Genomic DNA, 25,154 nt, shown 5'->3' on the forward strand with positions numbered 1-25,154 from the left:
CCTGAGAAGCACTGGGCTCTTCCCTGCCCAGTAAGGGTTGCGCTCGCTGCGAAGGGTGTGGGCTACCGTCGCGCGCTTGACGCGCGACATGACGTGCCGCAAAAATGCGACACAAAGCGAAAGCGCCGCAAAGATGCGGCACAACTAGCGGCAGACCTTATTTAGTTATCAGTTCCGTATTCCAGTTCAGCTGCTGGATGCGGGTATCTAGCTCGCGGTACTGGCGGGCCAGATCATCGGCGCGCTCGCGCAACTTCGGCACGGGCACCGTGGCCACGAACTTGATCTCCGAGCGGGAGTAACGGTCGTGGCGCGCACCCGCACGCTCTGCCAATCCCTGGTAGATGCGGCGCTTGCGCAGCAGACCATCACGCAGCGCCAGCGCTTCCATGAGCGTGATCTCATCGTCGAACGCGGTGGCCGTGTTCGTGGCGTTGATGGCGATGACGAGCTCATCGATGCGCTTGGTCACGCCTTCCAGCTCACGGAGGAGATCCGTCGGGTTCTCATCCGGTTCATCGCCTTCCTGAATGCGGACCGTCGCCGCGAGCCGGTCACTCAGCGAGTTGAGGCGCTCCTGCGCCTGGGCGCGCTCGGCCAAGGCTTCAGCCAGTAGCATGGTTCCTCCTTAACGCTTAATGGGATTCATTGTTTGGGCAATTGTACGGCAGACAGAAGGCTTCGCCGTGTGGTCGTGACGCTTCTAACAAATAGTGGCCTAAAACTTCAAGGCGGGCCTTATTTGATCGATGTGTACGTCTGCACGGTTGGTTGGTACGTTTTCGTAAATATGCCCGCAGATTTTCGGATTTGGGGGACCTTATTTACCAAAACGTACCGCGGGCTCCGTGATTAACGTTGAGCCCGCGCGAAAAACCGCTACCCAATAAACATGAACGCAAACAGCGTATTGAGCACCGTCGCCACGATCATGGGCACGGAGGTGCGCTTGACCAGTTGGATGGGGTTGACCTTGATGGCGCCGGAGACAATGAGCACCGCGGCGTTGACCGGGGAGACCTGGCGCATCAGGTTGGAGGTACCCCAGATGGCGGTGAGCATCTGCGGGGCGTGGATGGAGGTCTGCGAAGCCAGGTTGGGCACCACCTCAGAGAAGGCGAAGTAGGGCGCGGTACCGGAACCGGTGAGTGCTGCCATCGCGGCGGTGGCAGCGACGAAGACGAGGACGATGAGGACGGCGGCGCCGGAGGAGCTCTCGGCGGCGTCGATGAGCATGTCGATGACACCCATCTGCGTGATGCCCTCCACGAGGACGGCGGCGGCGACCAGCAGGGCCACGACGCCCGCAGCACCTTCGCCCATGCCTTTGAAGAAGCTGGAGATGGAATCCACAGCACCGGTGACGGTGCGCTTGCGGATGGACTCGATGATCATCGCGATGAACAAAGAGACCACGGTCACCGGGAGGATGCCGCCCTCAAAGGGGATGACACCCAAGCGGTTAAGAATGGCGGAGACGATGATGAGTAGCAGCGGCATGAGCGGAAGCACGGCGTAGTAGCCCGGCAGGGAAGCGGCGCGGGCGATAGCTTCCTCGGTAGCGTCATCGTGCATCGAATCGGCGCTGACCTCACCGGAGCTTTCAGCCTTGCGGGCATCCACCTTATCGCAGTGGCGCTGCCACCACATGTGGACGAAGGCCGTGATGAGGAGCGTGGGAACGGTGGCATAGGCGACAGCACCGTAGACGAATTCCGTCGGCGTCATGTTGGTGAGATCGGCGCCCTGAATGAGGCCGGCCTCAAGTGGGGTGGGCACAATGGTAGAGGAGGTCACCACGATGGCGCCCACGGTCAGCGGGGTCAGGCCCGCAGCGATGAGCGCTGGCAGGAGAGTGGCCACAAGAAGCAAGGACAGCGCTGCGGCCGAGGGGATCACCAGCGAGAGCAGCGTGCCCAAGATGAAGCCCACTGGAACCAGCCAGTAGGAACCTTTGAAGCGCTTGAGCGGTGAGGAGAGCACCACGACCGTCTTGGCATCAGCACCAATGTGCCGCATATAGGACACGAAGCCGAAGAGCACCATAATCGCCATGCCGATGCCGGAGAAGCGTGCCTTGAATAGCGCGTCCACGACAAGCAACTGATCGTAGAAGGCATTACCGGTGGCTTCGATTTCGGTGGTGCGGAAGTCCGCGCGCCCGGTGAGGGCGGCGAGCATGAGCAGGACTACGCCAACGGCGAAGATGGAGGCCGCGGCGTGGACTTTCTTATAGATGAGGTAGACAACTGCGGCGATGGCCAGCAGTGCGATGAGAAGGTAAAGCATCTGAGGATCCTTCTTCTGGTTATATCCACTTACTGTTATAAGGTAACACCGGCTATGACAGGTGTCGCGCTCAACCCCCCACACGTACGATGAACCTCATGCACATTGATGACGTCCTTGACCGCGCCCACGTGGTCTCCCTTCCACTCGCCGTGAAGTTCCGTGGCATTACGACCCGGGAAGCATTGCTTATCGATGGCCCCGCGGGCTGGGGTGAGTTCGCCCCCTTCCTGGAGTACGGGGCGGAGGAATCCGCCCGCTGGCTCGCCGCCGGCCTGGAGGCCGCCTACGAAGGCTTCCCGGAACCCGTACGCGAGTGGGTAGAAGTCAACGGCACCATCCCCGCGGTCCCCGCCGAGCAGGTCCCGGAGGTCATGGAACGCTACCCCGGTTGCCGCACCTTCAAGATCAAGGTGGCGGAGAAGGGGCAGACGCTAGAGGATGACATCGCGCGCGTTCACGCTGTCCGTTCCCACATCGAAGCCCAGGGCCGCGTGCCGGTCTTGCGCGTCGACGCCAACTGTGGCTGGAGCGTCGAAGAAGCCGTCACCGCGGCCAAGGAGCTCATGCCGCTGGACTATATGGAGCAGCCGTGCCAGACCGTCGAGGAACTCAAGGAAGTGCGCACCCAGCTCATGCGCGCCGGGATTTTCGTGCGCGTGGCGGCAGATGAGTCCATCCGCAAGGCCAGCGACCCCTACCGGGTGGCGGAATTGCAGGCGGCGGATGTCGCCGTGGTCAAGCCCGCGCCGCTGGGTGGTGTGCGCAAGGTGCTCGAGGTGGCTTCCCATCTGCGCGAGCGCCACATGGACATCACGGTGGCCTCCGCCCTGGATACCTCGGTGGGAATCTCCATGGGGCTTGCCGCCGTGGCCGCCTTGCCTCAGATCTATGACGACGAAGACATCGACGTCACCCCGGCCGCTGCGGGCCTGGCTACCGGGTCGCTGTTCCTGGAGGATGTGACAGCACCACGCGAGCTTGTCGACGGTCACCTGCGCGCCGAATCCCTTGCCCCCGATCCGGATCGCCTCAGCGCGCTCGCCGCGCCGGGCGAGCGCCGCGAGTGGTGGTTCGAGCGTGTGCGTCAGTGCTGGCCGCACCTTTAAAAGCACAGCTCACGGTCCATGTCCGGAGGTCAGCGTAGGCTGGCGGGCATGACGATTTCCGTGAGAGACGCGCACCTGCACAACCTTCGCAACGTGGATGTGGACCTTCCACGCGGCCAGCTCGTGGCCGTGACGGGGGTGTCCGGTTCCGGCAAGTCCTCGCTGGCCTTCGGCACCATTCATGGCGAAGGCCAGCGCCGCTACCTGGAATCCGTCGCGCCCTTTGCTCGACGCCTCATCGCCTCCGCGGTGGACCCTCAGGTCGGCCGCATTGAGGGGTTGCCGCCGACGGTGGCGTTGCAGCAGTCGGCGTCGGCAAGCAGCGCGCGCTCCACCGTGGGCACGATCTCCGCCATGTCTAACTCCGTGCGCCTTCTTTACTCGCGCTGCGGTGACAACCCGGAGGGCCTGTACTCCGATTCCTTCTCCCCGAATACCCCAGAAGGCATGTGCCCGGAGTGCCAGGGCACCGGCGTGGTCCACGAACCCACGGAGGCGTCCATGGTGCCGGACCCCAGCCTGAGCATCGAGGAAGGCGCGATTGCTGCGTGGCCCGGAGCCTGGGCGGGCAAGAACTTCCACGACATTCTGCAAGAACTGGGCTATGACTTGGATTCACCGTGGGAGGATTTGCCGAAGAAAGACCGCGAGTGGATCCTCTTCACCGAGGAGCGCCCGGTGGTAACCGTCAAGCCGCGCCGCGGGGCGGATCAGATCCAGCGCAATTACGAGGGCACGTGGCGCTCCGTGGCCAGCTACCTGACCAAGACCTATGCGGAGACGAAGTCGGATACGCTGCGTGCCCGCGTCTTGAGCTTCATGGAAACCCGCCGCTGCGATACCTGTCAGGGGCGCCGGCTGACGGCGAAGGCGCTCAAGGTCACCTACGCCGGGCTGCCGATCGACGAATTCAATGCCCTTCCGTTGAGCGAAGCCCACGAGCTGCTAAGCGCTCAGAAGCCACAACCGAATGATGCCGAAGACCTGCTCCTCAAGGCCCTCCTTCCGGCCTTTGAATCCGCACTGGAACTCGGCCTGGGGCACCTCAGCCTGGATAGGCCGACGGACACGCTCTCGGGCGGTGAGGTGCAGCGCCTGCGCCTGGCTGCGCAGCTGCGCTCTGGACTCTATGGCGTGACCTATGTCCTGGATGAGCCCTCTGCGGGCCTGCACCCGGTGGAGCGGGGCGCGGTGCTTGATATGTGCCGGCGCTTCATCGCGGAGGGGAACTCGGTGCTGCTGGTGGAACACGACATGGAACTGGTCAAGCAGGCCGATTGGATCGTGGATGTCGGCCCGCTCGCCGGTGAGCGCGGCGGCCAGGTGGTGTACTCGGGTCCCGTCGCCGACTACATAGAGGCGGCGGACTCCGCAGATACTCCCACCGCGCGTGCCTTAGCCCGCCCGCGTCCCACGCCCAAGGCCGAAGCGCGCCCGGCGCACGGTGATATCGCGCTGTGCCGGGTGCACTCGCACACCATCGATGGCCTCGACGTGGACTTCGGACTCGGCCAGTTTACGGCCATTACTGGGCTTTCGGGTTCCGGCAAATCCACGTTGCTGGCCGCACTCCATGACATGCTCACGGGGCCGGACTGTCCGAAGCAGGTCAAGCGCGTGGTCTCCATTACCCAAAAGCCAATCGGCCGAACCCCGCGCTCCACGGTGGCGACGTACACCAACCTCTTCGACAACGTGCGCAAGCTCTTCGCGGCCACCCCGGAGGCCAAGAAGAAGAAATGGACGGTCTCGCGCTTTTCCTACAACGTTAAGCAAGGCCAGTGCCCCACCTGCGGTGGCGCCGGCCAGATCGAGGTCGAGCTGGTCTTCCTTCCAGGCTCCTATACCCAGTGCCCGGATTGCCAGGGACAGCGCTATAACGATGACACCTTGTCCATCCGCTGGCAGGACAGGACCATCGCGGACATCCTCGACCTTACGGTGGAAGAGGCCCTGGAGGTCTTTGCAGATGAAGCGCCGATCCTCCACGCGCTGCAAACCTTGGAAGCGGTGGGGCTAGGTTACCTGCGCTTGGGCCAGGGCGCTCCGGAGCTTTCCGGCGGTGAAGCGCAGCGCATCAAGCTTGCCACGGAGCTGCAGCGCTCCCGAAACTCGCGCCGGGGCCATACCGTCTACCTGCTGGATGAGCCCACCGTCGGGTTGCACCCGGCCGATATCGACCTGCTCATCGCTGAGCTGCACTCGCTGGTGGAGGCCTCCCATACTGTCGTGGTGGCAGATCATGACCGTCACCTCATTGCCGGCGCTGACCGGGTTATTGAGATGGGCCCGGGCTCTGGTTCGGAGGGCGGACAGATCGTGGCGGATGGCACGCCGAGTCAGGTCGCCACGGGTCTAACGCCCACCGGGCGGGTGCTAAGTGGCGCGGGTGCACGATAAGGTAAATCCCATGACCAACAACAACGGTGACAACGAGACGCGGCAGTTCGGCCGCGTCACCGGTGAGAACGAAACCCGTCAGTTCGGCGCGCCACAGCAGCAGCCGCCACAGCGTCCCCAACAACACTTCCCGGAGCCCGGCTCCCAGAAGACGCAGGCCTATGGTCAGCCCTATCAGCAGGGCTATGACCAGAATTATCAACAGCCGCAGTATGACCCGGTCCCGTCCAGCTACCAGGTGGAGCAACCAAAGAAGGGTGGGGGAGCCCTGTCCTATGTCTTCGCGGCCATCGCTGCTCTCGCCGTCGTTATCGCCGGCGTGCTGTTCTTCCTGTGGCGCGGTGCGGCAGCGGATGCTGACAAACCCGCCCCGGAGCCGGTTACCGAGACCGTGACCACCGAGGTTCCCACCACGGTGACCACCACCAAGAATTCGCCGCGGGATAACCTTCCCACCGACATCCCCACGGAGATCGCACCGGAGATTCCAACTGATCTGCCGCCGGAGATCCAGGATCAACTGGACCAGGGAGAATCCGATCTGGATGGATTGCTCAATGATCTCTTCGAGCAACTAGATTCGGGCAACGGCGAACCCGGTGCGGGCGGTGCAGACAATGCCTAATACCGAGCCGCATGCTGAGAACTCGGCAGCCTCACAACCGGAGTCGATGCAGCTGGCCGAAGCTCTGGCAGCCCAGCTTTCGCGTCACCTGACTGACGTGGTTATCTGCCCGGGTTCGCGCAACGCACCGCTGTCTTTGGCGCTTCTCGCGCGCAGCGATATTCGCGTGCATACCCGCCTGGATGAGCGCTCCGCCGCCTTCGCTGCCCTAGGCCTCGCCCGCGTCCAACGCCGGCACGTCGGCATCGTGATGACCTCCGGCACCGCGGTGGCCAACGCGCTGCCCGCGATGGTGGAGGCGCATTACTCGCATACCCCGCTGGCCGTCATCAGCGCGGACCGCCCGGCCCGCTTGGTGGGCACGGGGGCCTCCCAGACCATTGAGCAGCCTGGGATCTTCGGTGTGTATGCAGAAACCACCCAGGTGGAGACCACGAGTGATATCCCGCTTATCGCGGAGCGCTTTTTGAATGACCGCCAGGTGCACATCAACGTGGCTCTCGATGCCCCGCTGGTAGGCGAAGAGCTGCCCGGTACCCCGACGGATTACACGCAGCACCGCGCTCGTACCCCGCGGTGGTCGAATCACGGCGAAGTGGCCGTTGATCTCAGCCGCAACACGCTCGTCATCGCGGGCGATGAGGCCTGGGAAGTCGAAGGCTTAGAGGATGTCCCCACCATCGCCGAGCCCACCGCGCCTGCGCCCTATCACCCGGTGCACCCGGCCGCGGCGCACCTCTTCCGCCGCGCCCAAGTTTCCGCCAACGACTACGTGGTCAACACCAAGGTGGAGCAGGTCATCGTCGTAGGCCACCCCACCCTGCACCGCGGGGTTATGGCCTTGCTGAGTGATCCCGATATCGATCTCATCTGTCTGTCCCGCACGGAAGATTTCACCAACCCCCGTGGTGAGGCCGCGCAGCTGGGTACCACCGTCAAAACCAGCGGCGAACCCACGCGCGAGTGGATGAAGATTTGTGAAGGTGCGGCCCAGATGGCGGCCGACGGTGTTCGCGAAGTCCTAGCGGAGACCATCGGTGAGGACGCCACGAAGCCTGAGATCGGCTTTACCGGCCTCCACGTCGCCGCCGCGGTCGGGGACACCCTCGCCGTCGGCGACACCCTCGTGCTCGGAGCTTCCAACGCAGTGCGGGATGCCTCCTTCATCGGCCTGCCTTTCGACGGGGTGGAGACCTACTCGCCGCGCGGGGCCGCCGGTATCGACGGCACCGTCGCGCAGGCCATCGGTATCGCCCTGGCCACCCAGTCCCGCGAAGCCGACGCCCCGCGCGCCCCGCGCACCGTGGCGCTCATGGGGGATGTCACCTTCCTCCACGACGCCACCTCCCTCATCCTCCCCGAAGACAATCCGCGCCCGGAGAACCTCACCATCGTCGTCTCAAACGACGACGGCGGCGGCATCTTCGAGGTGCTTGAACAAGGCCGTGAGCCCCTGCGCCCCTCCTTTGAGAGGGCCTTTGGGACGCCGCATGGGGTGGGTGCTGCCAAGCTGGCGGAAGCCTGCGGCGCTGAGCACCGCGAGGTGAGCTCGGCGCAGGAGCTTCTCGACGTTTTGGCAGAACTCAAGGAATACTCCACCGGCATCACCGTGGTGGAGGCACATACCACCCGGTCTTCGCGCCGTGCGCTACAGGAAGCGCTGAACGCCAAGGTAGGTCAGTAAATGCCGCGGCGCCGTGTGCGCCAGCTGATCCTGGTGCTGTATGCCGCAGCTTTAGTGGGCATGGCGGGAATGGTCATCGGTCCTTTCCTCAATGACCGCACCATCGGCGCCAACCCCGGGCGCGCCCTGGCCACGGTGACGGATGTCGGTACCTTACGCACCTTCGTGGATTTCCAGGATTCGAAAGGGATTTATCACACCCCGCCCACCGGACTGCTTTATCCCACCGGGCTGGGGGAGGGGCAACAGGTGTGGGTGCTCTATGCCAAGAGCAACCCGGACCTAGTCAAGGTGGAAGGCCGGGAATGGACGCTATCGATCATTCCGGCGTTGTCCTCTGCGGCCGTGGCCACCTTGATCGCCGGGGCATGCTGGTGGGCAAGCGGGAAAATTAACCGGAATTTAGCGCGTGCTTTACCAGCTGAGCACTCAGGAAAGGAATGATGGGGTGCATGCGTGTAGCCATCGTCGCGGAATCCTTCTTGCCTAACGTCAACGGAGTGACCAACTCCGTGCTGCGTGTCCTCGAACACCTCCACGAGCACGGCCATGAGGCCATCGTCATCGCCCCCGGCGCCCGGGATGGGCAGGAGGAGATCCCCGATTATCTCGGCTTCACCATCGTGCGCGTGCCCACCGTGCGGGTGCCGCTGGTGGATTCGCTCCCGGTCGGGGTGCCCACCTCCGCAGTGGACGAGGCGCTGCGCGAGTTCAAGCCGGACATCATCCACCTGGCCAGTCCCTTCGTTCTCGGAGCTGCGGGAGCATTCTCCGCACGTCAGCTGCGCATTCCTGCAGTGGCGCTGTACCAGACGGACGTCGCGGGATTTGCCACCAAGTACCACGCCTCCGCGCTGGCCTATGGGGTGTGGGAGTGGCTGCGCACCATCCACAATGCGTGCCAGATGACTCTCGCGCCCTCCTCACTGACCATCAGCGACTTGGAGAAGCACCACATCAAGAACGTACGCCACTGGGGTCGCGGCGTGGACTCGGAGCGCTTCCACCCCTCGAAGCGCTCGGCCGCACTGCGCCGCGAGTGGGATCCCACAGGAAGCAAGAAGATCGTCGGCTTTGTGGGACGCCTGGCCGCGGAGAAGGGCGTGCACCGTCTGTCGGCCCTTAACGGTCGCGAAGACATTCAGCTCGTCATTGTTGGCGATGGCCCCGAGCGCCCGCTGCTGGAGGCCCAGCTGCCGGACGCGGTGTTCACCGGCGCGCTGGGCGGCGAAGAACTCGCCGCGGCCTATGCATCCCTCGACATCTTCGTCCACGCCGGCGAGTTCGAGACCTTCTGCCAGGCCATCCAGGAGGCGCAGGCCTCGGGCGTGCCCACCATCGGCCCCCGCGCGGGCGGCCCGGTGGACCTCATCGAGGAGGGCTATAACGGGCTGCTTCTCGACGTCCCCACGTTCGTCGAGGATCTCCCCAACGCAGTGGACGCTCTGCTCAACTCGGAGATCCACGAGGAACTGCGGGAGAACGCCCGGAAGTCTATTGCCTCCAAGACCTGGCCGGCTCTCTGCGAGCAGCTGCTGGGCTACTACGAGGAAGTTCTGGAGGGTGTCCGCGAGGTGCCGCTGACCATTTTGGGCCAGCGCCCGGAGCTGCCGCGCTGGGCCGCTCGCGCCCTGGGGGCGCGCGTGGCCTAGACTAGGCGCTTGTGTCTAAGGCAGATCTGGATAAGAAGCCCTTCGATGTTGCGCGCATGTTTGACGCGGTGGGCAAGAAGTACGACATCACCAACACGGTGCTGTCCTTTGGTCAGGACGCGCGCTGGCGCCGTTTGACGCGCGAGCGGCTCAACCTGAAGCCGGGGGAGAAGGTCCTCGACCTGGCTGCCGGAACGGCTGTTTCCACGGAGGAGCTGTCCAAGTCCGGCGCGTGGTGCGTGGCCTGTGATTTTTCACTCGGCATGCTCGCGGCTGGCGCGGAGCGCGATGTGTCCAAGGTGGCCGGCGATGGAATGCGCCTGCCTTTTGCGGATAACACCTTCGATGCGGTGACCATCTCCTATGGTCTGCGCAATATCCACGACTTCGAGCTGGGCCTGCGGGAGATGGCGCGCGTGACCAAACCCGGCGGGCGCCTGGCGGTAGCGGAGTTTTCCAAGCCGGTCATCCCGGTCTTCGGCACCGTGTACAAGGAGTATTTGACCCGCCTGCTGCCGCCGATTGCCAAGGTGGTCTCCTCCAACCCGGAGGCCTATATCTACCTCGCAGAATCCATCCGCGCGTGGCCGGAGCAGCACGAGCTAGCCGCCGCCATCAACCGCAACGGCTGGGAACAGGCGGGCTGGCGCAACCTGACGTGTGGCATCGTGGCGTTGCACTCCGCGGTGAAGCCGGCCTAAAGGCCTTAGGCCCAAAGGGGAGTATCGCGGCGCAGCGTGGAGACCGCCCCGCCCGCCAGCCGCCAGGCGCGGGCAAGCAGGTCCTTGTCCTCGTCGGTGATGAGGTTGCCCATGAGGCGTGCGGCGGCCGGCATGAGCATGCGGCCGATGGGGCCGCGCATGGCCACAGGTCCGGCCAGCGGCAGGAATTGTGGGTAGGTCAGCAGGCGCGCGGCGGTGCGGGCAAGTAGGAAGGCCTCGCCATACTCGGCGCGCAGCCGGTCTGGCCACGCCAAGGTGAGGTCCTTGGTGCCGAGCATCTCCACGGCGAGTGCTGCCGTTTCCAGGCCATAGTCGATGCCCTCGCCGTTCAGCGGATTTACGCAGGCCGCAGCGTCACCGATGAGCATCCAATTGGCGCCGGCCACCCCGGACACCGCGCCACCCATGGGCAGCATCGCCGAGGTGACGTTGCGCAGCTCGCCCAAGCCCCACTCCGAACGCTGCTGCTCAGCGTAGAAATCAAGCGCCTTCTTGGTGTTGAGACGAGCCGGGCGGGCGGCGGTGGACAGCGCACCCAAACCGATGTTGACCCCCTGTCCCAGCGGGAAGATCCAGCCATATCCGGGTTGTACGACCCCCTCGGGGTCCTTGAGCTCCACGTGGGAGTGCATCCACTCCTCGCCGTCGTGGGGCGAATCGGTGTAGGCGCGCGCGGCGATGCCGTAGACCTCCTCGCGGTGCCAGGTGCGGCCCAGCTGCTTGCCAAAGGTCGAGCGCACGCCATCGGCCACGATGACCCACCGCGCGCGCACGCGGCGCTCGCCCACGGAGAACTCCACCAGCCGGTTGCCCTCGAGCTGCGGGGCTGTTGCCGTGCCGGTGAGAAGCTGCGCGCCGGCTTCTTGAGCGGCCCCAACGAGCAGCGCATCGAATTCATAGCGCGGCAGAGCCGTTCCCACCTGCGAGGGGTATGTCGACGGCCACGGGGCGGTTACGGTGCCGCCGAAGCCGTGCAGCTTGAGCCCGCGGTTGCGGTAGGAAGCGTTGACCTCGATGCCGAGGAGCTCCAACTGGTGCATGGCGCGAGGAGTCAGCCCATCGCCGCAGGTCTTGTCGCGGGGGAAGGGGGAGGCGTCGACAAGCAGCGTGTCATGGCCAGCGCGCGCGGCGTGGATAGCGGCGGCAGCGCCAGCGGGCCCGGCACCGACGATGGCGACGTCAACAAGGGTGGAATCGATCTGCTCCGACATGGGGACTATCATTGCACGGGATAGTGGCCACAAGTGTGTTGAGGGCCGTGCCATGGGCTACGGTAAGTAAACACTAGGATTTTTGAGCTTAAAGGAACACGTTTAATGTCACACGGCCAAACTCACGCCAAGCACGTGGACTTGGGGGATGCGCAGCTCACCGAGCGTATCAACGCCGGGATGGCTGCTGTAGAGGACCTGCTGAATACGGAGCTCGACCGCGGGCAGGACTTCATCAAAGACAAGGTGCGCCACCTCTCCCTGGCTGGGGGCAAGCGTTTCCGCCCGATGATGGCGTTGCTGGCTTCCGAGTTTGGTGAACGCTCGCAATCGCCTGAGGTGATTAAGGCGGCAACCGTGGTGGAAATGGTCCACGTGGCCACGCTCTATCACGACGATGTCATGGATGAAGCGGAGCGCCGCCGCGGCGTGGATTCTGCAAATTTCCGCTGGACTAACTCGGTGGCGATTTTGGCGGGCGATGCCCTCTTGGCGCACGCTTCGCGGCTGATGAGCCAGCTGGATACTCACACTGTGGAGCACTTCGCGGAGACCTTCGAGGAGCTCGTCACCGGCCAGATGCGCGAAACCATCGGTGCCGGCGAAGCTAATGCTGTGGAGCATTACACGGCGGTCATCCGGGAAAAGACCGCCGTGCTCATCGCCTCCGCCGGCTATCTGGGTGCTTACCACGCTGGCGCCGGCCCGGAGCAGTGCGAGGCGCTGCGACAGATCGGTGCGGCCGTGGGCATGATTTTCCAGATCGTCGACGATGTCATCGACATCTTCTCCGATCCTGAAGAGTCGGGGAAGACCCCGGGCACGGACCTGCGCGAGGGCGTGTTCACCCTGCCGGTGCTCTATGCCCTGGAGGAGGAGGGTGAGGTTGGCGACGAGCTCCGTGCTCTCCTGACGGGCCCGCTGACCGACGACGCCTCCGTGAAGCGCGCCATCGACCTGCTGTGGAAGTCGGGCGGCCGGGACAAGGCGCTTGCCGACGTCAACGCGTACCTGCGCGTGGTCGAAGACCAGCTATCACTTCTGCCCGAATGCACGGCCAGCGAAGCCTTGCGCCAGTTGGCGGACTACACGGTCCAGCGCGTGGGCTAATAGGTGCTCCTGCCAGGCGATTTGCATGTCGGGCGGGACTTCGTAGTAAAGTACATAACCGCACTCAAGAGTGCATGCCAGGTTGCCCGAGCGGCCAAAGGGAGCGGACTGTAAATCCGCCGGCATTGCCTTCAGAAGTTCGAATCTTCTACCTGGCACAGAATGAATCCCGCAGACGCAGAGATGCGTTTGCGGGATTTCGCGTTGTGCGGGGTGGGTTAAGGGTCATTTCGATCAAATAAGGGGCCCGAGCACCGAGGAATTGGGACGCTATTTGATCGAAATGTCGCTTCGTCGGCCAAACGGGCGCACACTCGGCTTAGTTGTCGTCTGCTCGGCACGGTGGTTGCTGTGGTGTGTTCTTGGAGCGTTTAAAGGCCCTAAAAACACGTCCCATCCTGGCGATTTGTGTTGTTTAAGCGTTTCGGGTTAATCTTTTCAAGGCTTCAACGAGAGCACAGCGGATGAAAGTCCGTTACTCAAAGAGGCTGTGCCCCCTTAGCTCAGTCGGCAGAGCGTTTCCATGGTAAGGAAAAGGTCGACAGTTCGATTCTGTCAGGGGGCTCCATTCATGTTTCTGGAAGGTTCCAGAAGGTGAATATGGCGGTGTAGCTCAGTGGTAGAGCAAGCGACTCATAATCGCTGTGTCGCGAGTTCAATTCTCGCCATCGCTACCGGGAAAGAAAAGCGCCCGCACACGGGCGCTTTTTCATTACCGACTCCCAGCCTTATACGGCACGTGGTTTCCATGGGGAATCACCGTTCTGGTAGGGTTGTGCGTTGTCCCAAAAGGGCACGCAAAGGGGCGTGGCGCAATTGGTAGCGCAACGGTCTCCAAAACCGTAGGTTGCAGGTTCGAGTCCTGTCGCCCCTGCCACATCACTTTAAGGAGGGAATCGCCGTGAGCGATGAAAAGCAGCCGAGCACCGGGGCCCCGCGCCCAACCGGCAAGCGTCAGCTCTCTGGCGCAGCGACCACCTCTACCGATTCCTACACCGACAAGCGCGTCGTGCGCGTCGAGGATAAGAAGGAAGATTCCTTCGGCGGATCCGTCGGGTCCTTCCCGGGCGAGGTCGTCTCTGAGATGAAGAAGGTCGTTTGGCCTACCGGCAAGGAAATGGTTCAGTACGTTCTCGTGACCTTCGCCTTCCTCATCGTCCTCACCGCCTTGGTGTGGGGCGTGGACACGCTGACCGGCCTCGGAGTTGAAGCAATCCTCGCGCCTTAGTAAACTAATTTCATACTTTCATCCCGCCGCCTTCCCGCTAGCTCGACTAGGGGAAACGGCGGGATACTTTTTGCCCTAGTCCCGCCGGGTAACCTGGTTGGGGACTAGAAGAATGAACACAATTTTGGAGTAGCAGACAATGAGCGAAGAAAACACTGGCACCTCCCTCGAGCAGGCAATGATTGATAACGTCCAGGAACAGGCCGCGGAAGCGGTCGAGGCTACTGAGGAAACCCAGCAGCCGCAGGAGGAGCTTTCTGCTGAGGAGAAGGAAGCCGCCGAGAAGGAAGCTGCTACCAAGGCCGCGGAGGCCGCCCTCGGCGGCGGCTCGGACGAGGCTGAGGCTGAGGGAGCGGGGGAGGCGTCGCCAAGCGCTGAAGCAGATGCCGCTGCCGCCGATGCCGAGTACAAGACCCGCCTGCGCGCATTCACCCGCGAACTGAAGAAGCAGCCGGGCAAGTGGTACATCATCCAGTGCTACTCCGGCTACGAGAACAAGGTGAAGACCAACCTGGACATGCGCGCCCAGACCCTTGAGGTGGAGGATTCCATCTTTGAGGTCGTCGTGCCGGTCGAGCAGGTTCTGGAGAAGAAGGACGGCAAGAAGAAGGTTGTTAAGCGCAAGCTGCTTCCGGGCTACGTGCTGGTGCGCATGGAGCTTAACGACGCCGCCTGGTCCGTCGTCCGCGATACCCCCGGTGTGACCTCCTTCGTGGGCAACGAGGGCAACGCCACCCCGGTGAAGATCCGCGACGTGGCCAAGTTCCTCATGCCGAATGACACGACGGTCTCCCCGGAGGCTTCCGCCGCAGACTCCGAGGGCGAGCAGGTTGTTGCCATGCCGGAGAAGGAGGCCGCGAAGGCTTATGCTCACGACTTCGAGGTGGGCGAGGCCGTTACCATCCTGTCCGGCCCGCTGGCTTCCGTGTCCGCCACCATCTCCGAAATCGATCCGGAGACCGGCAAGATGCAGGGCCTGGTGTCTATCTTCGGCCGCGAGACCCCAGTGGAGCTGTCCCCGACGGAGATCGAGCGCATCTCCTAAAAAGCGATTTTGAGCTGGGCGCACGGTGTTCTAAACTTGAACGCCGTGCGCTTTTGCGCATGTTCAAACGTTCATCCTCCGGTGGCCCACAACGCGTGAGCATCCGGACGGGGCGCCGTTATTCATCGTGGCGGCACTCCGGTACCACAGGAAAGAGGTAATTCGATGGCTCCCAAGAAGAAGGTCACTGGCCTGATCAAGCTCCAGATCGAGGCAGGCGCCGCTAACCCGGCTCCGCCGGTCGGCCCGGCACTCGGTGCCCACGGCGTCAACATCATGGAGTTCTGCAAGGCTTATAACGCTGCGACCGAGTCCCAGCGCGGCAACGTCGTGCCGGTGGAAATCACCGTCTACGAGGACCGCTCCTTCGACTTCAAGCTGAAGACCCCGCCGGCAGCGAAGCTCCTGCTCAAGGCCGCTGGCATCAAGAAGGGCTCCGGCGTTCCGCACACCGATAAGGTTGGCTCCGTGACCTGGGATCAGTGCAAGGAGATTGCACAGACCAAGTTCGAGGACCTCAACGCTCGTGACATCGAGAACGGCGCCCGCATCATCGCTGGTACCGCTCGCTCCATGGGCATCACCGTTGACGGCATCCCGGCTAAGTAATAATTCAATTTAATGCGCGATACGTTCTGTATCGCGCGTGGCAGGGCCAGCTTCGGCCCGCTATCACCACATCAATCCAAGAAAAGGAATTGCACTTATGAGCACCAAGTCCAAGGCATACAAGGCTGCCGCTGAGCTGGTAGACCGCTCCCGTCAGTACCGTCCGATCGAGGCCGCCAAGCTGGCCAAGGAGACCTCCTCCAAGAACTTTGACGCTACTGTCGACGTTGTCTTCCGCCTCGGCGTTGACCCGCGCAAGGCTGATCAGCTGGTTCGCGGCACCGTTTCCCTGCCGCACGGCACCGGTAAGGACGTCCGCGTGGCCGTCTTCGCCGAGGGCGACAAGGCTGAGGCCGCTAAGGCTGCTGGCGCCGACATCGTGGGCACCGAAGAGCTGATCGCTGCCATCAACGAGGGCAACATCGACTTCGACGTTGCTATCGCCACCCCGGATCAGATGGCCAAGGTTGGCCGCGTTGCCCGCGTCCTGGGCCCGCGTGGTCTCATGCCGAACCCGAAGACCGGCACCGTGACCGCTGACGTGACCAAGGCTGTGGCCGACGTCAAGGGCGGTAAGATTTCCTTCCGCGTTGACAAGGCTTCCAACCTGCACGCCATCATCGGCAAGGCTTCCTTCGACGCTGAGAAGCTGGCTGAGAACTACGGTGCGCTGTACGACGAGATCCTGCGTCTGAAGCCGTCCTCCGCTAAGGGCATCTACGCCAAGAAGATCACCATCTCCACCACCTCCGGCCCGGGCATCCCGGTCGACGCTTCCGTGGAGAAGAACTACACCGACTAATTGATGTCTGTGTTAACGGCGTAAAGGTCCCGGCTCATTCACGAGCCGGGATTTTTTTTATTGCCATTTTCCTTGCGTGTCGAATTATTTGTACAGGTCAGAGGGCTAAAAACCACTGACAGGTAAAACACAGGCAGGTTCGATGGGCTTTCAAGGAATGTATCGCATAATAATCCTTGTGCGTTTGAGAGAGGCGCATGAGAGATAGAGAGAACACCCTGAGTCTTGCAGGGCGGGCGGCGTGAGAAACCGCCTGATAGTCAAGACCCCTTGCAACGCGGGTTCCGGAATTATCCGGGGCCCGCGTTGTGCTGTGTGTGCCCCAAGCCAGGTGCTCCCTGCTTGGATTCGGGACATGGGCTTGAGCGGAGATGCATCAGGCCTGGGGCAAACGCGGGCGCTGGATGTAGATGGTTCTAGTCACAAGGTTCTCTTGGGGGCAAACAAACCATCTGGGGGAGCGAAGAAGGTTCGTTTGGGGGCAAGTGAACCTTCTGACTGAAACCTCTTGACGGGAACTTTCTGATGGGAACCAAGTGGAAGCGCACCGAGGCCCACTGCCGGTTAAAGGACTAGATGCGTGCGAAGGATTTAAGGCCGCGGCTTGCCGTTCATCCAGTACACGGACCAGATGACGTCCTCGCGCGGCACTCCCCAGTCGTGCACCGCCAAAGAGCGCACTTCTTTGGCCAGGTCCCCTTCGCCGGATACCCACACTGAATCCGGCGCTGTATCCGCGGAGAAACGAGAACTAAGAAGTTGAACGGCGCGTGCGCTGTGTTCCTCGTGCGGGGCGGCAATCATGGTGAGTGAACGAACCTTGCCGCGCCAGGTCTTCTCAAAGCCATCTTCAACTTCGGAGTCGTCTGCAATCAGTGCAACGACGTCGACGCCAATCAAGGATTGCGGTGAGAAGGTTTCGTAGTGCTCCAGGATGTGCCACAGTGCGGGGAGAGCGGAGGCGTCCGCGAGCAACAGCTGTGATTTCTTGGGTGATTGCCACCGTGCTTGCCCGGTATAGATTCCGGCGGTATCCCCGGGCTGGGCTTTGCGGATCCACCGCGAGCCCGGGCCATTATCGCCGTGGGTCACCACATCGACATCGATGGTGCAGGCCTCGTGGTCGAGCCTGCGAATTGTGTACCACCGCAACGCCGGGCGAACGTCGTCAGGCAAGCCAGTGACGGCGGCGCGCACATTGGCATCCTCAACTGGGAAGGGCGAGAACTCCTGCCCGTCCTGGGGCATGAGGAGCCCAAAATACTCATCAGGCCCGGCGAGGGGGTAGGAGCCGAAGGCGGGCGAGTGAAAAGTAAGGCGGTGCAGTCGCGGCTTCAGGCGGGTATTCCCCGTGAGGGTGACGGGTAACAAGCGGTGATGCGTCAAAGGAATTGGTCCTAGGTATAAGGGAAATTTGAATCCATCATAAAGCAGAGGTTAGGCTTGCCTCAAGTAGATTAGGGGTGTGACGGCTTGTGTGCTCGTTCCCATCGAAGGAAAGGTTAATTCCATGGTTGTTATCCACCGGCGTGCGAAAGCCGTGCTCGCGATTGTCTCGGCGGCAGCGATTGCTCTGACAGGGTGCTCGCGCGGAAGCGGTGAGGACAGTGCGGGTGCAGGCAGCGCTGAGGAGGTGCGGGTTGCCAGCCTGGGGCTTGGCGACGCCGATACTGTCCTCGCGCTCGGAATCACCCCCGTTGCCGTAGCGCCCTGGGGAGCGCAGGGTGATGGTGATCCCTCCGGTGTGGGCCCATGGGCGAAAGAACTTCTGGGAGATGCCCAGCCTGAGGTTATCTATAACACCGCTTCCGGGTTCACGGCCGATGTTCTTGAGCAGGTCACGGCTTCGGACCCCACGCAGATCATTGCTGTCAATCAGGCAGTGGACCAGGAAGCACAGAAATCCCTCGAGGAGATCGCGCCGCTGACCATGAAGCCGGAGGGCTTCGAAGACTGGCAGGTTCCCTGGGAAGAGCAGGTTAAGACCATCGCCTCTGCCGTTGAGAAGGAAGAGGAGGGTGACAAGCTTATTGACAAGGCGCAAGGCGCCTTCGATGAATTCAAGGAATCTCACCCGGAGCTTAACGGCAAACGCGCGGCCATCGTCATGCCCTATGACGGAAAGCTGGGCCTCTACACTTCCGATGATGGCCGCGGTCAATTCATCGAAGACCTTGGCTTTGAGATTCCGCAGGAGCTGGAGGGTGATGGCTCGAGCTTCTTCGTGGACTACGCCCCAGAGAACTACTCCCAGCTCAACAACGTGGACTACCTGTTCGTCTTGGATTACAACGGTGCAGTCGACGAGCTGAAGAAGGATTCGACGTTCCAAGGCCTGGACGTGGTCAAGGATGGCCGCGTCCGCTACCTAGAAACGGATACCGGCAACGCCATGAGCATGCCGAACCCGCTCACCATTCCTTGGGCTGTCGATAAGTTTGAAGAGCAACTCTAAGTGCTCGCATTACCGAGAAACGCCGGGGCCACCCGCGGCGAGCTAGATTCGCGGGGGAGGGGACGCGTGCTCCTCACCAGCGCTCTGGTTGTGGTTTCACTGCTTCTCCTCGCCTGCTCGCTGGTGGTGGGATCGCGGTCCATCGCCTTGTCCGAACTCCTTCCCGCCTTCCTCCATGAAAGCCAGCCGGAGATAGAAAATATCGTGTGGGACTTGCGTATGCCGCGCACCTTCTTGGCGTACTTCGCGGGTGCAGCCATTGCGGTCTCCGGTGTCATCGCCCAGACGTGGACCAAGAACCCCTTGGCCGATCCCGGCTTCATTGGTATCACTGCGGGTGCTTCCTTCCTTGTAGCGCTCGGGACGGCGTTGGGGCTTGCCACCTCGCTGGGGATGCGGACGGCGCTCGCGCTGGTGGGAGCCGGTTTGGCCACGGTAGTGGTTCTGGGAGTTTCCCGGCGGTTTCCTGATTCCCTGACGCTGCTTCTTGTGGGTGCAGGAGTATCGGCTGCCTTAAGTTCTGGCGCCATGCTGATCGGCTTGTATTCCACGGATGTGCTCGACAGCATGCGCCGCTGGACCATCGGCTCCACCTTTGGGCGCGGCCCCGGAGAGGTTGCGATTGCAGCCGGTGGTCTGCTCGTCGGGCTCATCATTGCCGCGAGTGTGGCGCGCCCGCTCGACTTGTTGGCCATGGGTGAGGAATCTTCGGTTGCCTTGGGTAGCTCGCCGGTACTAGCGCGCCGTGGCGCCGCCTTAAGCATCGTTGTCTTGGCCGGATGCGCTACCGCCGCGGCAGGCCCCATCGCTTTCGTGGGATTTGCCGTCCCCCACCTTCTCCGGCGGTGTACAGGGCCGGCGGTTGCCGCCATGATTGCCCCCGCGGCGCTGCTGGGTGGTTGTTCCGTGCTGGCTGCGGATATCTTAGGCCGGCTTATCGCTGGCCCCTCCGAGTTGGAGATGTCCATCGTCCTAGCTTTCGTGGGCGCACCTTTCCTCATCTGGGCCGTGCGCCGAGGGGAGCAGAAGCTATGAGTGATGGGGTGAAGGGGGACGTCGCCAAGCGCCTGCGTTCCCAACAGCGGAAGCGCCAGATATGGATATGGTCAGCCACCTGCTTCTTTGTGCTGGTCGCGGCAGTTTCTTACGTCCTGATGCTCGGACAAGGCCCCGTGGGGCTGAGTCCGGGGCGGGTTCTGGAGATCCTCAACGGTGGTGGGAGCCGAAGCGAAATCCGCGTTGTGTGGGATCTGCGCATGCCCGTAGCGCTAGCAACCCTCATCGTGGGCGCCGCGCTCGGACTGGCGGGGTCGTGGACGCAGTCGATGTCGCGCAATCCGCTGGCCTCCCCCGACATCCTTGGCGTGACCGGTGGGGCTTCGGTGATGGTGGTTATCGGGACGGTGATGTCCCGGCCGCTCCTCGCAGAGGGTGTCTCCGTGTTCTGGTGGCGGGCGGGGCTCGCGCTGCTGGGGGCGGTGTTGGCGGCCATCTTGCTAGTGGCGCTTGGTGGGCTCGGTACGAGCAACCGCATCGTCATCGTCGGCATCGCGCTATCACTGCTCTTTCAAGCCATGGTGGCCTATCTCTTGCGCGCTGCGGAGCTCCTCCGTGCAGCACAGTCCCAGCTGTGGCTGGCGGGAACCACGGGCTTTGTGCGGATGGACGTCATTGTTCCACTTCTCGTAGGACTGGCGCCTTTCGTGTTGCTTGGTTCGTGGCGTGCCCGGGAACTGCCGCTTCTAGCCCATGATGATCTCTCGGCCCTCTCCTTGGGCGTGGACATCACGCGGACGCGCACCGCGCTCCTCATTGCTGCCACCGGAATATGCGCGGTGACCGTATCCGTGGCGGGGCCCATCGGCTTTATCGCGCTGCTGGCCCCACACCTCGGACGCATGATCGCCCGAACCCCTACTCCTTCGCCGGTGGTGTCGTGCGCTGCTGGTGCGGCCCTCTTAAGCGCCTGCGCCGTGGTGGCCGGGGCGCTCCCGATGGACGCGCCGGTGGGTGCTGTGTCCTCAGTGATCGGCGGCACCGCCTTGGTCATCGTGGTGTGGAATGCCGCAAGGCGGAAAGGATGAAAATCATGAACAGTTGCGAGCTGAAGGCCCAAGGCATCCATGCCGGTTATCAAGGTGGGAACGATATTCTCTCCGGGGTTGACCTCGCGGCCCAACCAGGGGAGGTCACCACGCTCATCGGCCCCAATGGCTGCGGGAAATCGACGTTGCTGAAGACCTTGTCGAAGATACTTCGCCCCCGGCAGGGAAGCGTGCGCATCGGTGAGTTGGATGTGCATTCCATGAGCCCGAAGGAAGCGGCGGCCCACGTGGCCTTGCTTCCCCAGCACCCGATGGCGCCGGATGGGCTGCGCGTCGGCGAGCTCGTTGCCCGCGGGCGGTACGCGCACCTTGGGTGGGGAAGGGGACTGTCAGCGCAGGACCACGAGATCATCGCGCAGGCCTGTGCGGAGACAGGCATCACCGATTTCATCGACCGCGATATCGCGGCGCTCTCGGGTGGCCAACGCCAACGAGTGTGGCTCGCGCTGGCCTTGGCGCAGGACACGCCAGTGCTGCTTCTCGACGAACCCACCACCTTCCTCGACCCAGCCCACGCCATGAGCGTTTTGCAGCTCGTGCGCAAACAAGCCGATGCAGGGAAAACGGTCGTCGTCGTGTTGCACGATCTCATGTTGGCCGGTCAGTACTCCGACACCATGGTGGTTATGAACAACGGCGAGGTCATCGCGCAGGGAACTCCCCGCCAGGCGTTGACAAAAGAAGTGCTGGCAGCCGCGTATGGCATCGACGTGGAAATCTGGGATGACCCGCGAGGTGACTCTCCGGTTATCGTGCCGCGTGGGGTGCTCGGTGAGTAACAATCCTCATCGAGGAACCCGAGTGGACAGCTCTCAGGAGAGAGAACTTCGAGAAGCGATTTGGAGTTGTGGCAGGTCGGGTTGTAAAGTACCTAGCGAAGTTTGAACGGCCCGCTGAGGCCGCGTCAAAGTTCACCGAAGACCGTCGGTCATCCGGAATGTCGGATCGAAGGTCCCTCGCTCTAGAGGGCGGCCCACGCAGGAGACACTTTGCGAATTACCGCGGATTTCCGCGCGCGCCCTGTGCTCTTGCACGGGGCTTTTGTTATTTCGGTTGTCGTTAACGACAACCGAGGTGGGAAGGCCCCGGCGGAAAACACAAGAGATGTTTCGAAAGGAGGCGTAGTAGAAAATGGCAAACCCGAAGAACACCGCAGACCTGGCAAAGCTGAAGGAGAAGCTCGATGGCGCTAACTCCATCGTGCTCACCGAGTACCGTGGCCTGACCGTGGGTCAGCTCCAGGAGCTGCGTAACAACCTCGGCTTTGACGTTGAGTACTCCGTCGCCAAGAACACCCTTTTCAAGATCGCTGCCAACGAAGCTGGCATCGAGGGTCTTGACGAGCACCTGACTGGCCCGACCGCTATTGCGTTCATCAAGGGCGAGGCAGTGGATGCTGCGAAGGTCATCACTAAGTTCGCTGATGACAACAAGGCACTCGTTATCAAGGGTGGCTACATGGACGGCGACGCTCTGTCTGCCGACCAGGTTGAGGCCATCGCCAAGCTGGACAACCGCGAGACCACTCTCGCAAAGCTGGCTGGCGCCATGAAGGGTTCTATGGCAAAGGCTGCCGCCGTATTCAACGCTCCTGCAACCAAGATGGTCCGCACCGCTGCGGCCCTGCAGGACAAGAAGGCTGCGGAAGCTTAAGACGCCAACTAAAGGCGCACAACTTAAACACACACACTTTTCTGGCCGCTTAGCGCGGCCAGGCACAATGAGAAAGGATGCCAATCATGGCTAAGCTCACCAAGGACGAGCTCATTGAAGCTTTCAAGGAAATGACCCTCATCGAGCTCTCCGAGTTCGTTAAGGAATTCGAGGAGGTCTTCGACGTTGAGGCCGCTGCTCCGGTTGCTGCCGTTGCTGCTGGTGCCCCGGCTGCCGGCGGTGCTGCTGAGGAAGAGAAGACCGAGTTCGACGTCGTTCTGACCGACGCTGGCGCTAAGAAGATCGGCGTTATTAAGGCTGTCCGCGAGATCGTCTCCGGCCTGGGCCTGAAGGAAGCTAAGGAGCTCGTTGAGTCCGCTCCGAAGGCTATCCTCGAGGGTGCTTCCAAGGACGACGCTGAGGCTGCTAAGGCTAAGCTCGAAGAGGCTGGCGCTTCCGTCGAGCTCAAGTAATTCACCTGAATTACTCAGCTTTCCCGCGCAGCACTCTCGCTGCGCGCCAACAACCCCGTTCCGCTTTTACGCGGTGCGGGGTTGTTCCCGTTTTGATGGGTCGGCGGATTCTAAGGATTGCGTGTCAGGTCTTGACACTAGGGTCAAAAAGAGACACTATTGGGGTGTGCAGTTTCGGCGTAGAAGTCTCGAGCGGTTCCATCAGGATGGTGTGCCGCCGCGATATATTCCATCGGAATTGCGTTCAGTAGTGCGCCGCAAGTTACTTATGATTGGGCGGTCTGTAAATGTCACGGACCTTCGGATTCCACCAGCAAACCGGTTGGAGCGGCTCAAGGGTGACCTTGAAGGCTACTACTCAATTCGCGTCAACTCGCAGTGGCGCATCATATTCAAGTGGACACCCGAAGGAGCTGTTGACGTTGACTTTATCGACTACCACTGAAGCACGCGCTCATGTTGATGTTGTTCCCGTTCCGCATCCCGGAGAGATCCTTCTCCTAGAATTCCTCAAGCCCTGCGGAATAACCCAGTATCGCCTGGCCAGTGACATTGGCACTACCCGTTCCCAAGTTTCCAAAATTACCCGCGGGGCGCTCGGTATCAGTGCCGATATGGCTTTGCGTTTGTCGGCTTACTTTGGGAATTCCGCGGAGTTCTGGCTCGGACTCCAAGAGGAATACGATCTGTGGAAAGCTCGCCAGACTACGGACACCAGCGCCATCGTCCCGTGGAATCACAAAGAAGAAGCCGACTCTCACTCATAGAAAAAGATAACTTGCGCTCAATGCGAGGTAAGGGTCGCCCCGCAGCACCCCATAAATCTGAAACGCACCCTCCAGGGAAATGTGTTTTGAACAAACGAGTCGGTAGGATAAGCCACCATGCTGCCCAAGTCCCGCATCTTCTCCGTCCTCCTGCTTGGCCTCGGCGTTGCGCTGATCGCTGCCGGCCTGGCGGCGTCGAGCTTCTTGAGCTTTAGCCCGCGCTTGCCGCTGGATATCAAGGACACCACGTGGACGATGCAGGATGACAGCGCCACCGCGCAGGCGCTGTCCGCAGAGGGCGTTACGCAGTACGAGGGGCCGATGACGTATCAGCTCAACATGGATATCCAGGATCCGGCGGACAAGGACACCGCAACGCTGCGAGTGGGGGAGTCCGCCATCCGCGGCGGCACGGGCAACGTGGAGGACTTGAGCTTTGCCCGCGTGTGGAACTATCCCGTCGATCGTCTCAGCGGTGAGGCCACGGGACCGGCGGCGCTCTCCCACACTATGGGCTCGCCCACGGCGGAAGTTCCCGTCGAGGGCTACTGGCTGAAGCTGCCCGCCAATGCTGAGCAGACCACCTACCCGGTTTTCGACCCGGTGCTGCGCAAGGCGGCCGACGCCGTCTTCGAGGAATCCCTCGATATCGACGGTCGCACGGTCTACCGTTACCACCAGGAAGTGGAGCCCACCAACGTGGCCACCCTCTATGCCGGTAGCACGACCACCACGCTGAGCAATGAGGACGGCTCCACCGAGCAAGGCTACCTCTTCCACGCAGCAACGCGGGACCTCTTCGTGGACCAGGCCACCGGACTCGTCGTGGGCATGGATGTCGATATCAAGGACTACTGGGCAGACCGCGAGGGCAATGAGCGCGAGGTGCAGTTCGCCTTCAATGGTGCAACTGATGAGGAATCCCGCGCGGAGATGCTCCAGCAAGCTGAGCGCTTCCCGCGGAGTGCTGTGGGGCAGTGGGTGCGCTGGGGTGGCCTTGGCATTGGCGCGCTTCTGGTGCTGCTTGGGGCGCTGGGCGCTTTTCGCCGTCCCACCAACCGCCACACCCGCTAGCCGCGTGTGCTAGAGGTCCGCGCCTGCGGATCTCCGAAGCGACACGCCGGCGGCACGTTTCGCCTTTACAAGGCCGCCATTATGCTATAGGCTATTTCGTTGCGCTGGAATCTGGATCTTTAGTGCACATTTAGCCTTTCG

The 25,154-nt window shown here is 62.3% G+C and carries 25 protein-coding genes and 4 tRNA genes; 25 read left to right on the top strand and 4 right to left on the bottom strand.

Annotated elements, in window-relative coordinates:
• Positions 1-157 precede the first annotated feature (157 nt).
• Entirely contained in the window at positions 158-619 is a 462-nt protein-coding gene (locus tag HMPREF2604_RS01555; RefSeq protein ID WP_010189741.1) for a DIP1984 family protein, read from the bottom strand.
• Positions 620-879: 260 nt separating this feature from the next.
• A complete protein-coding gene (gene dcuC, locus HMPREF2604_RS01560; RefSeq protein WP_070562595.1) occupies positions 880-2,289 on the bottom strand; it encodes a C4-dicarboxylate transporter DcuC in 1,410 nt (469 codons plus the stop codon).
• A 98-nt stretch (positions 2,290-2,387) separates the two neighbouring features.
• Between dcuC and HMPREF2604_RS01565 the strand changes: the two genes are divergently transcribed.
• Genes HMPREF2604_RS01565 through HMPREF2604_RS01595 form a run of 7 tightly spaced genes read left to right on the top strand, consistent with a single transcriptional unit; the run spans position 2,388 to position 10,460 of the window.
• Positions 2,388-3,398, top strand: coding sequence for an o-succinylbenzoate synthase (locus tag HMPREF2604_RS01565; protein WP_070562638.1), 1,011 nt, complete (start codon positions 2,388-2,390; stop codon positions 3,396-3,398).
• A gap of 48 nt (positions 3,399-3,446) precedes the next feature.
• Positions 3,447-5,798 (top strand): AAA family ATPase, encoded by a 2,352-nt coding sequence (locus HMPREF2604_RS01570; protein WP_070562599.1) that lies wholly within the window; start codon positions 3,447-3,449, stop codon positions 5,796-5,798.
• Between the two features lie 10 nt (positions 5,799-5,808).
• Complete coding sequence (locus HMPREF2604_RS01575; protein ID WP_070562603.1) at positions 5,809-6,423, top strand: hypothetical protein; 615 nt, start codon at positions 5,809-5,811, stop codon at positions 6,421-6,423.
• Positions 6,416-8,107: a 2-succinyl-5-enolpyruvyl-6-hydroxy-3-cyclohexene-1-carboxylic-acid synthase gene (gene menD, locus HMPREF2604_RS01580; protein WP_070562606.1), complete on the top strand. Its 1,692-nt coding sequence runs from the start codon at positions 6,416-6,418 to the stop codon at positions 8,105-8,107. The genes HMPREF2604_RS01575 and menD overlap by 8 nt, the downstream gene beginning before the upstream one ends.
• A complete protein-coding gene (locus HMPREF2604_RS01585; RefSeq protein WP_070562609.1) occupies positions 8,108-8,551 on the top strand; it encodes a DUF3592 domain-containing protein in 444 nt (147 codons plus the stop codon).
• 8 nt (positions 8,552-8,559) lie between these two features.
• Entirely contained in the window at positions 8,560-9,759 is a 1,200-nt protein-coding gene (locus tag HMPREF2604_RS01590; protein WP_070561630.1) for a glycosyltransferase family 4 protein, read from the top strand.
• An 11-nt stretch (positions 9,760-9,770) separates the two neighbouring features.
• On the top strand, positions 9,771-10,460 hold the full coding sequence (locus HMPREF2604_RS01595) for a demethylmenaquinone methyltransferase (protein WP_070562613.1): 690 nt from the start codon (positions 9,771-9,773) through the stop codon (positions 10,458-10,460).
• Between the two features lie 5 nt (positions 10,461-10,465).
• Here HMPREF2604_RS01595 and HMPREF2604_RS01600 read toward each other — a convergent pair whose 3' ends face one another.
• Positions 10,466-11,704, bottom strand: a complete 1,239-nt coding sequence (locus HMPREF2604_RS01600; protein ID WP_070562616.1) for a geranylgeranyl reductase family protein — start codon at positions 11,702-11,704, stop codon at positions 10,466-10,468.
• Positions 11,705-11,797: 93 nt separating this feature from the next.
• Here HMPREF2604_RS01600 and HMPREF2604_RS01605 point away from each other — a divergent pair, with 93 nt between their 5' ends.
• From HMPREF2604_RS01605 to rplA, 9 genes are all read left to right on the top strand, one after another.
• Positions 11,798-12,802, top strand: a complete 1,005-nt coding sequence (locus HMPREF2604_RS01605) for a polyprenyl synthetase family protein (protein WP_070520985.1) — start codon at positions 11,798-11,800, stop codon at positions 12,800-12,802.
• Between the two features lie 76 nt (positions 12,803-12,878).
• Positions 12,879-12,960: transfer RNA gene (locus HMPREF2604_RS01610), tRNA-Tyr, on the top strand.
• Between the two features lie 334 nt (positions 12,961-13,294).
• Positions 13,295-13,370: transfer RNA gene (locus HMPREF2604_RS01615), tRNA-Thr, on the top strand.
• A 34-nt stretch (positions 13,371-13,404) separates the two neighbouring features.
• Positions 13,405-13,476, top strand: a tRNA-Met gene (locus tag HMPREF2604_RS01620).
• A 127-nt stretch (positions 13,477-13,603) separates the two neighbouring features.
• Positions 13,604-13,679, top strand: a tRNA-Trp gene (locus HMPREF2604_RS01625).
• Between the two features lie 24 nt (positions 13,680-13,703).
• Positions 13,704-14,030, top strand: a complete 327-nt coding sequence (secE, locus tag HMPREF2604_RS01630) for a preprotein translocase subunit SecE (RefSeq protein ID WP_070561624.1) — start codon at positions 13,704-13,706, stop codon at positions 14,028-14,030.
• A 139-nt stretch (positions 14,031-14,169) separates the two neighbouring features.
• Positions 14,170-15,075, top strand: a complete 906-nt coding sequence (gene nusG / locus HMPREF2604_RS01635; protein ID WP_070533894.1) for a transcription termination/antitermination protein NusG — start codon at positions 14,170-14,172, stop codon at positions 15,073-15,075.
• A gap of 165 nt (positions 15,076-15,240) precedes the next feature.
• Complete coding sequence (gene rplK / locus HMPREF2604_RS01640) at positions 15,241-15,684, top strand: 50S ribosomal protein L11 (protein ID WP_070520976.1); 444 nt, start codon at positions 15,241-15,243, stop codon at positions 15,682-15,684.
• Positions 15,685-15,781: 97 nt separating this feature from the next.
• Complete coding sequence (gene rplA / locus HMPREF2604_RS01645; RefSeq protein WP_070520973.1) at positions 15,782-16,486, top strand: 50S ribosomal protein L1; 705 nt, start codon at positions 15,782-15,784, stop codon at positions 16,484-16,486.
• A gap of 591 nt (positions 16,487-17,077) precedes the next feature.
• Here the strand turns inward: rplA and HMPREF2604_RS01650 are convergent.
• Positions 17,078-17,872, bottom strand: coding sequence for a siderophore-interacting protein (locus tag HMPREF2604_RS01650; protein ID WP_070562621.1), 795 nt, complete (start codon positions 17,870-17,872; stop codon positions 17,078-17,080).
• Between the two features lie 124 nt (positions 17,873-17,996).
• Between HMPREF2604_RS01650 and HMPREF2604_RS01655 the strand changes: the two genes are divergently transcribed.
• The 9 genes from HMPREF2604_RS01655 (at position 17,997) to HMPREF2604_RS01690 (ending at position 25,013) form a co-directional block, all read left to right on the top strand.
• Positions 17,997-18,941 (top strand): ABC transporter substrate-binding protein, encoded by a 945-nt coding sequence (locus tag HMPREF2604_RS01655; protein WP_070562623.1) that lies wholly within the window; start codon positions 17,997-17,999, stop codon positions 18,939-18,941.
• 66 nt (positions 18,942-19,007) lie between these two features.
• Positions 19,008-19,976: a FecCD family ABC transporter permease gene (locus HMPREF2604_RS01660; protein WP_118781230.1), complete on the top strand. Its 969-nt coding sequence runs from the start codon at positions 19,008-19,010 to the stop codon at positions 19,974-19,976.
• The gene (locus HMPREF2604_RS01665; protein WP_070533890.1) at positions 19,973-21,025 is read left to right on the top strand and encodes a FecCD family ABC transporter permease; all 1,053 of its coding nucleotides are present in this window, start codon (positions 19,973-19,975) and stop codon (positions 21,023-21,025) included. Before HMPREF2604_RS01660 ends, HMPREF2604_RS01665 begins: the two co-directional genes overlap by 4 nt.
• A 5-nt stretch (positions 21,026-21,030) precedes the next feature.
• Positions 21,031-21,825, top strand: coding sequence for an ABC transporter ATP-binding protein (locus tag HMPREF2604_RS01670; protein WP_070562641.1), 795 nt, complete (start codon positions 21,031-21,033; stop codon positions 21,823-21,825).
• 352 nt (positions 21,826-22,177) lie between these two features.
• Positions 22,178-22,699, top strand: coding sequence for a 50S ribosomal protein L10 (gene rplJ / locus HMPREF2604_RS01675; RefSeq protein WP_070562627.1), 522 nt, complete (start codon positions 22,178-22,180; stop codon positions 22,697-22,699).
• Positions 22,700-22,785: 86 nt separating this feature from the next.
• Entirely contained in the window at positions 22,786-23,172 is a 387-nt protein-coding gene (gene rplL / locus HMPREF2604_RS01680; protein WP_070520955.1) for a 50S ribosomal protein L7/L12, read from the top strand.
• 211 nt (positions 23,173-23,383) lie between these two features.
• A complete protein-coding gene (locus HMPREF2604_RS13435) occupies positions 23,384-23,617 on the top strand; it encodes a type II toxin-antitoxin system RelE/ParE family toxin (RefSeq protein ID WP_231913979.1) in 234 nt (77 codons plus the stop codon).
• The gene (locus HMPREF2604_RS01685; protein ID WP_070562644.1) at positions 23,595-23,939 is read left to right on the top strand and encodes a HigA family addiction module antitoxin; all 345 of its coding nucleotides are present in this window, start codon (positions 23,595-23,597) and stop codon (positions 23,937-23,939) included. Before HMPREF2604_RS13435 ends, HMPREF2604_RS01685 begins: the two co-directional genes overlap by 23 nt.
• Before the next feature lie 117 nt (positions 23,940-24,056).
• Positions 24,057-25,013, top strand: a complete 957-nt coding sequence (locus HMPREF2604_RS01690; RefSeq protein ID WP_070562630.1) for a cell envelope lipid trafficking protein PgfA — start codon at positions 24,057-24,059, stop codon at positions 25,011-25,013.
• Positions 25,014-25,154 lie beyond the last annotated feature (141 nt).

The organism is Corynebacterium sp. HMSC055A01, assembly GCF_001809405.1.
Classification (GTDB): domain Bacteria; phylum Actinomycetota; class Actinomycetes; order Mycobacteriales; family Mycobacteriaceae; genus Corynebacterium; species Corynebacterium hesseae.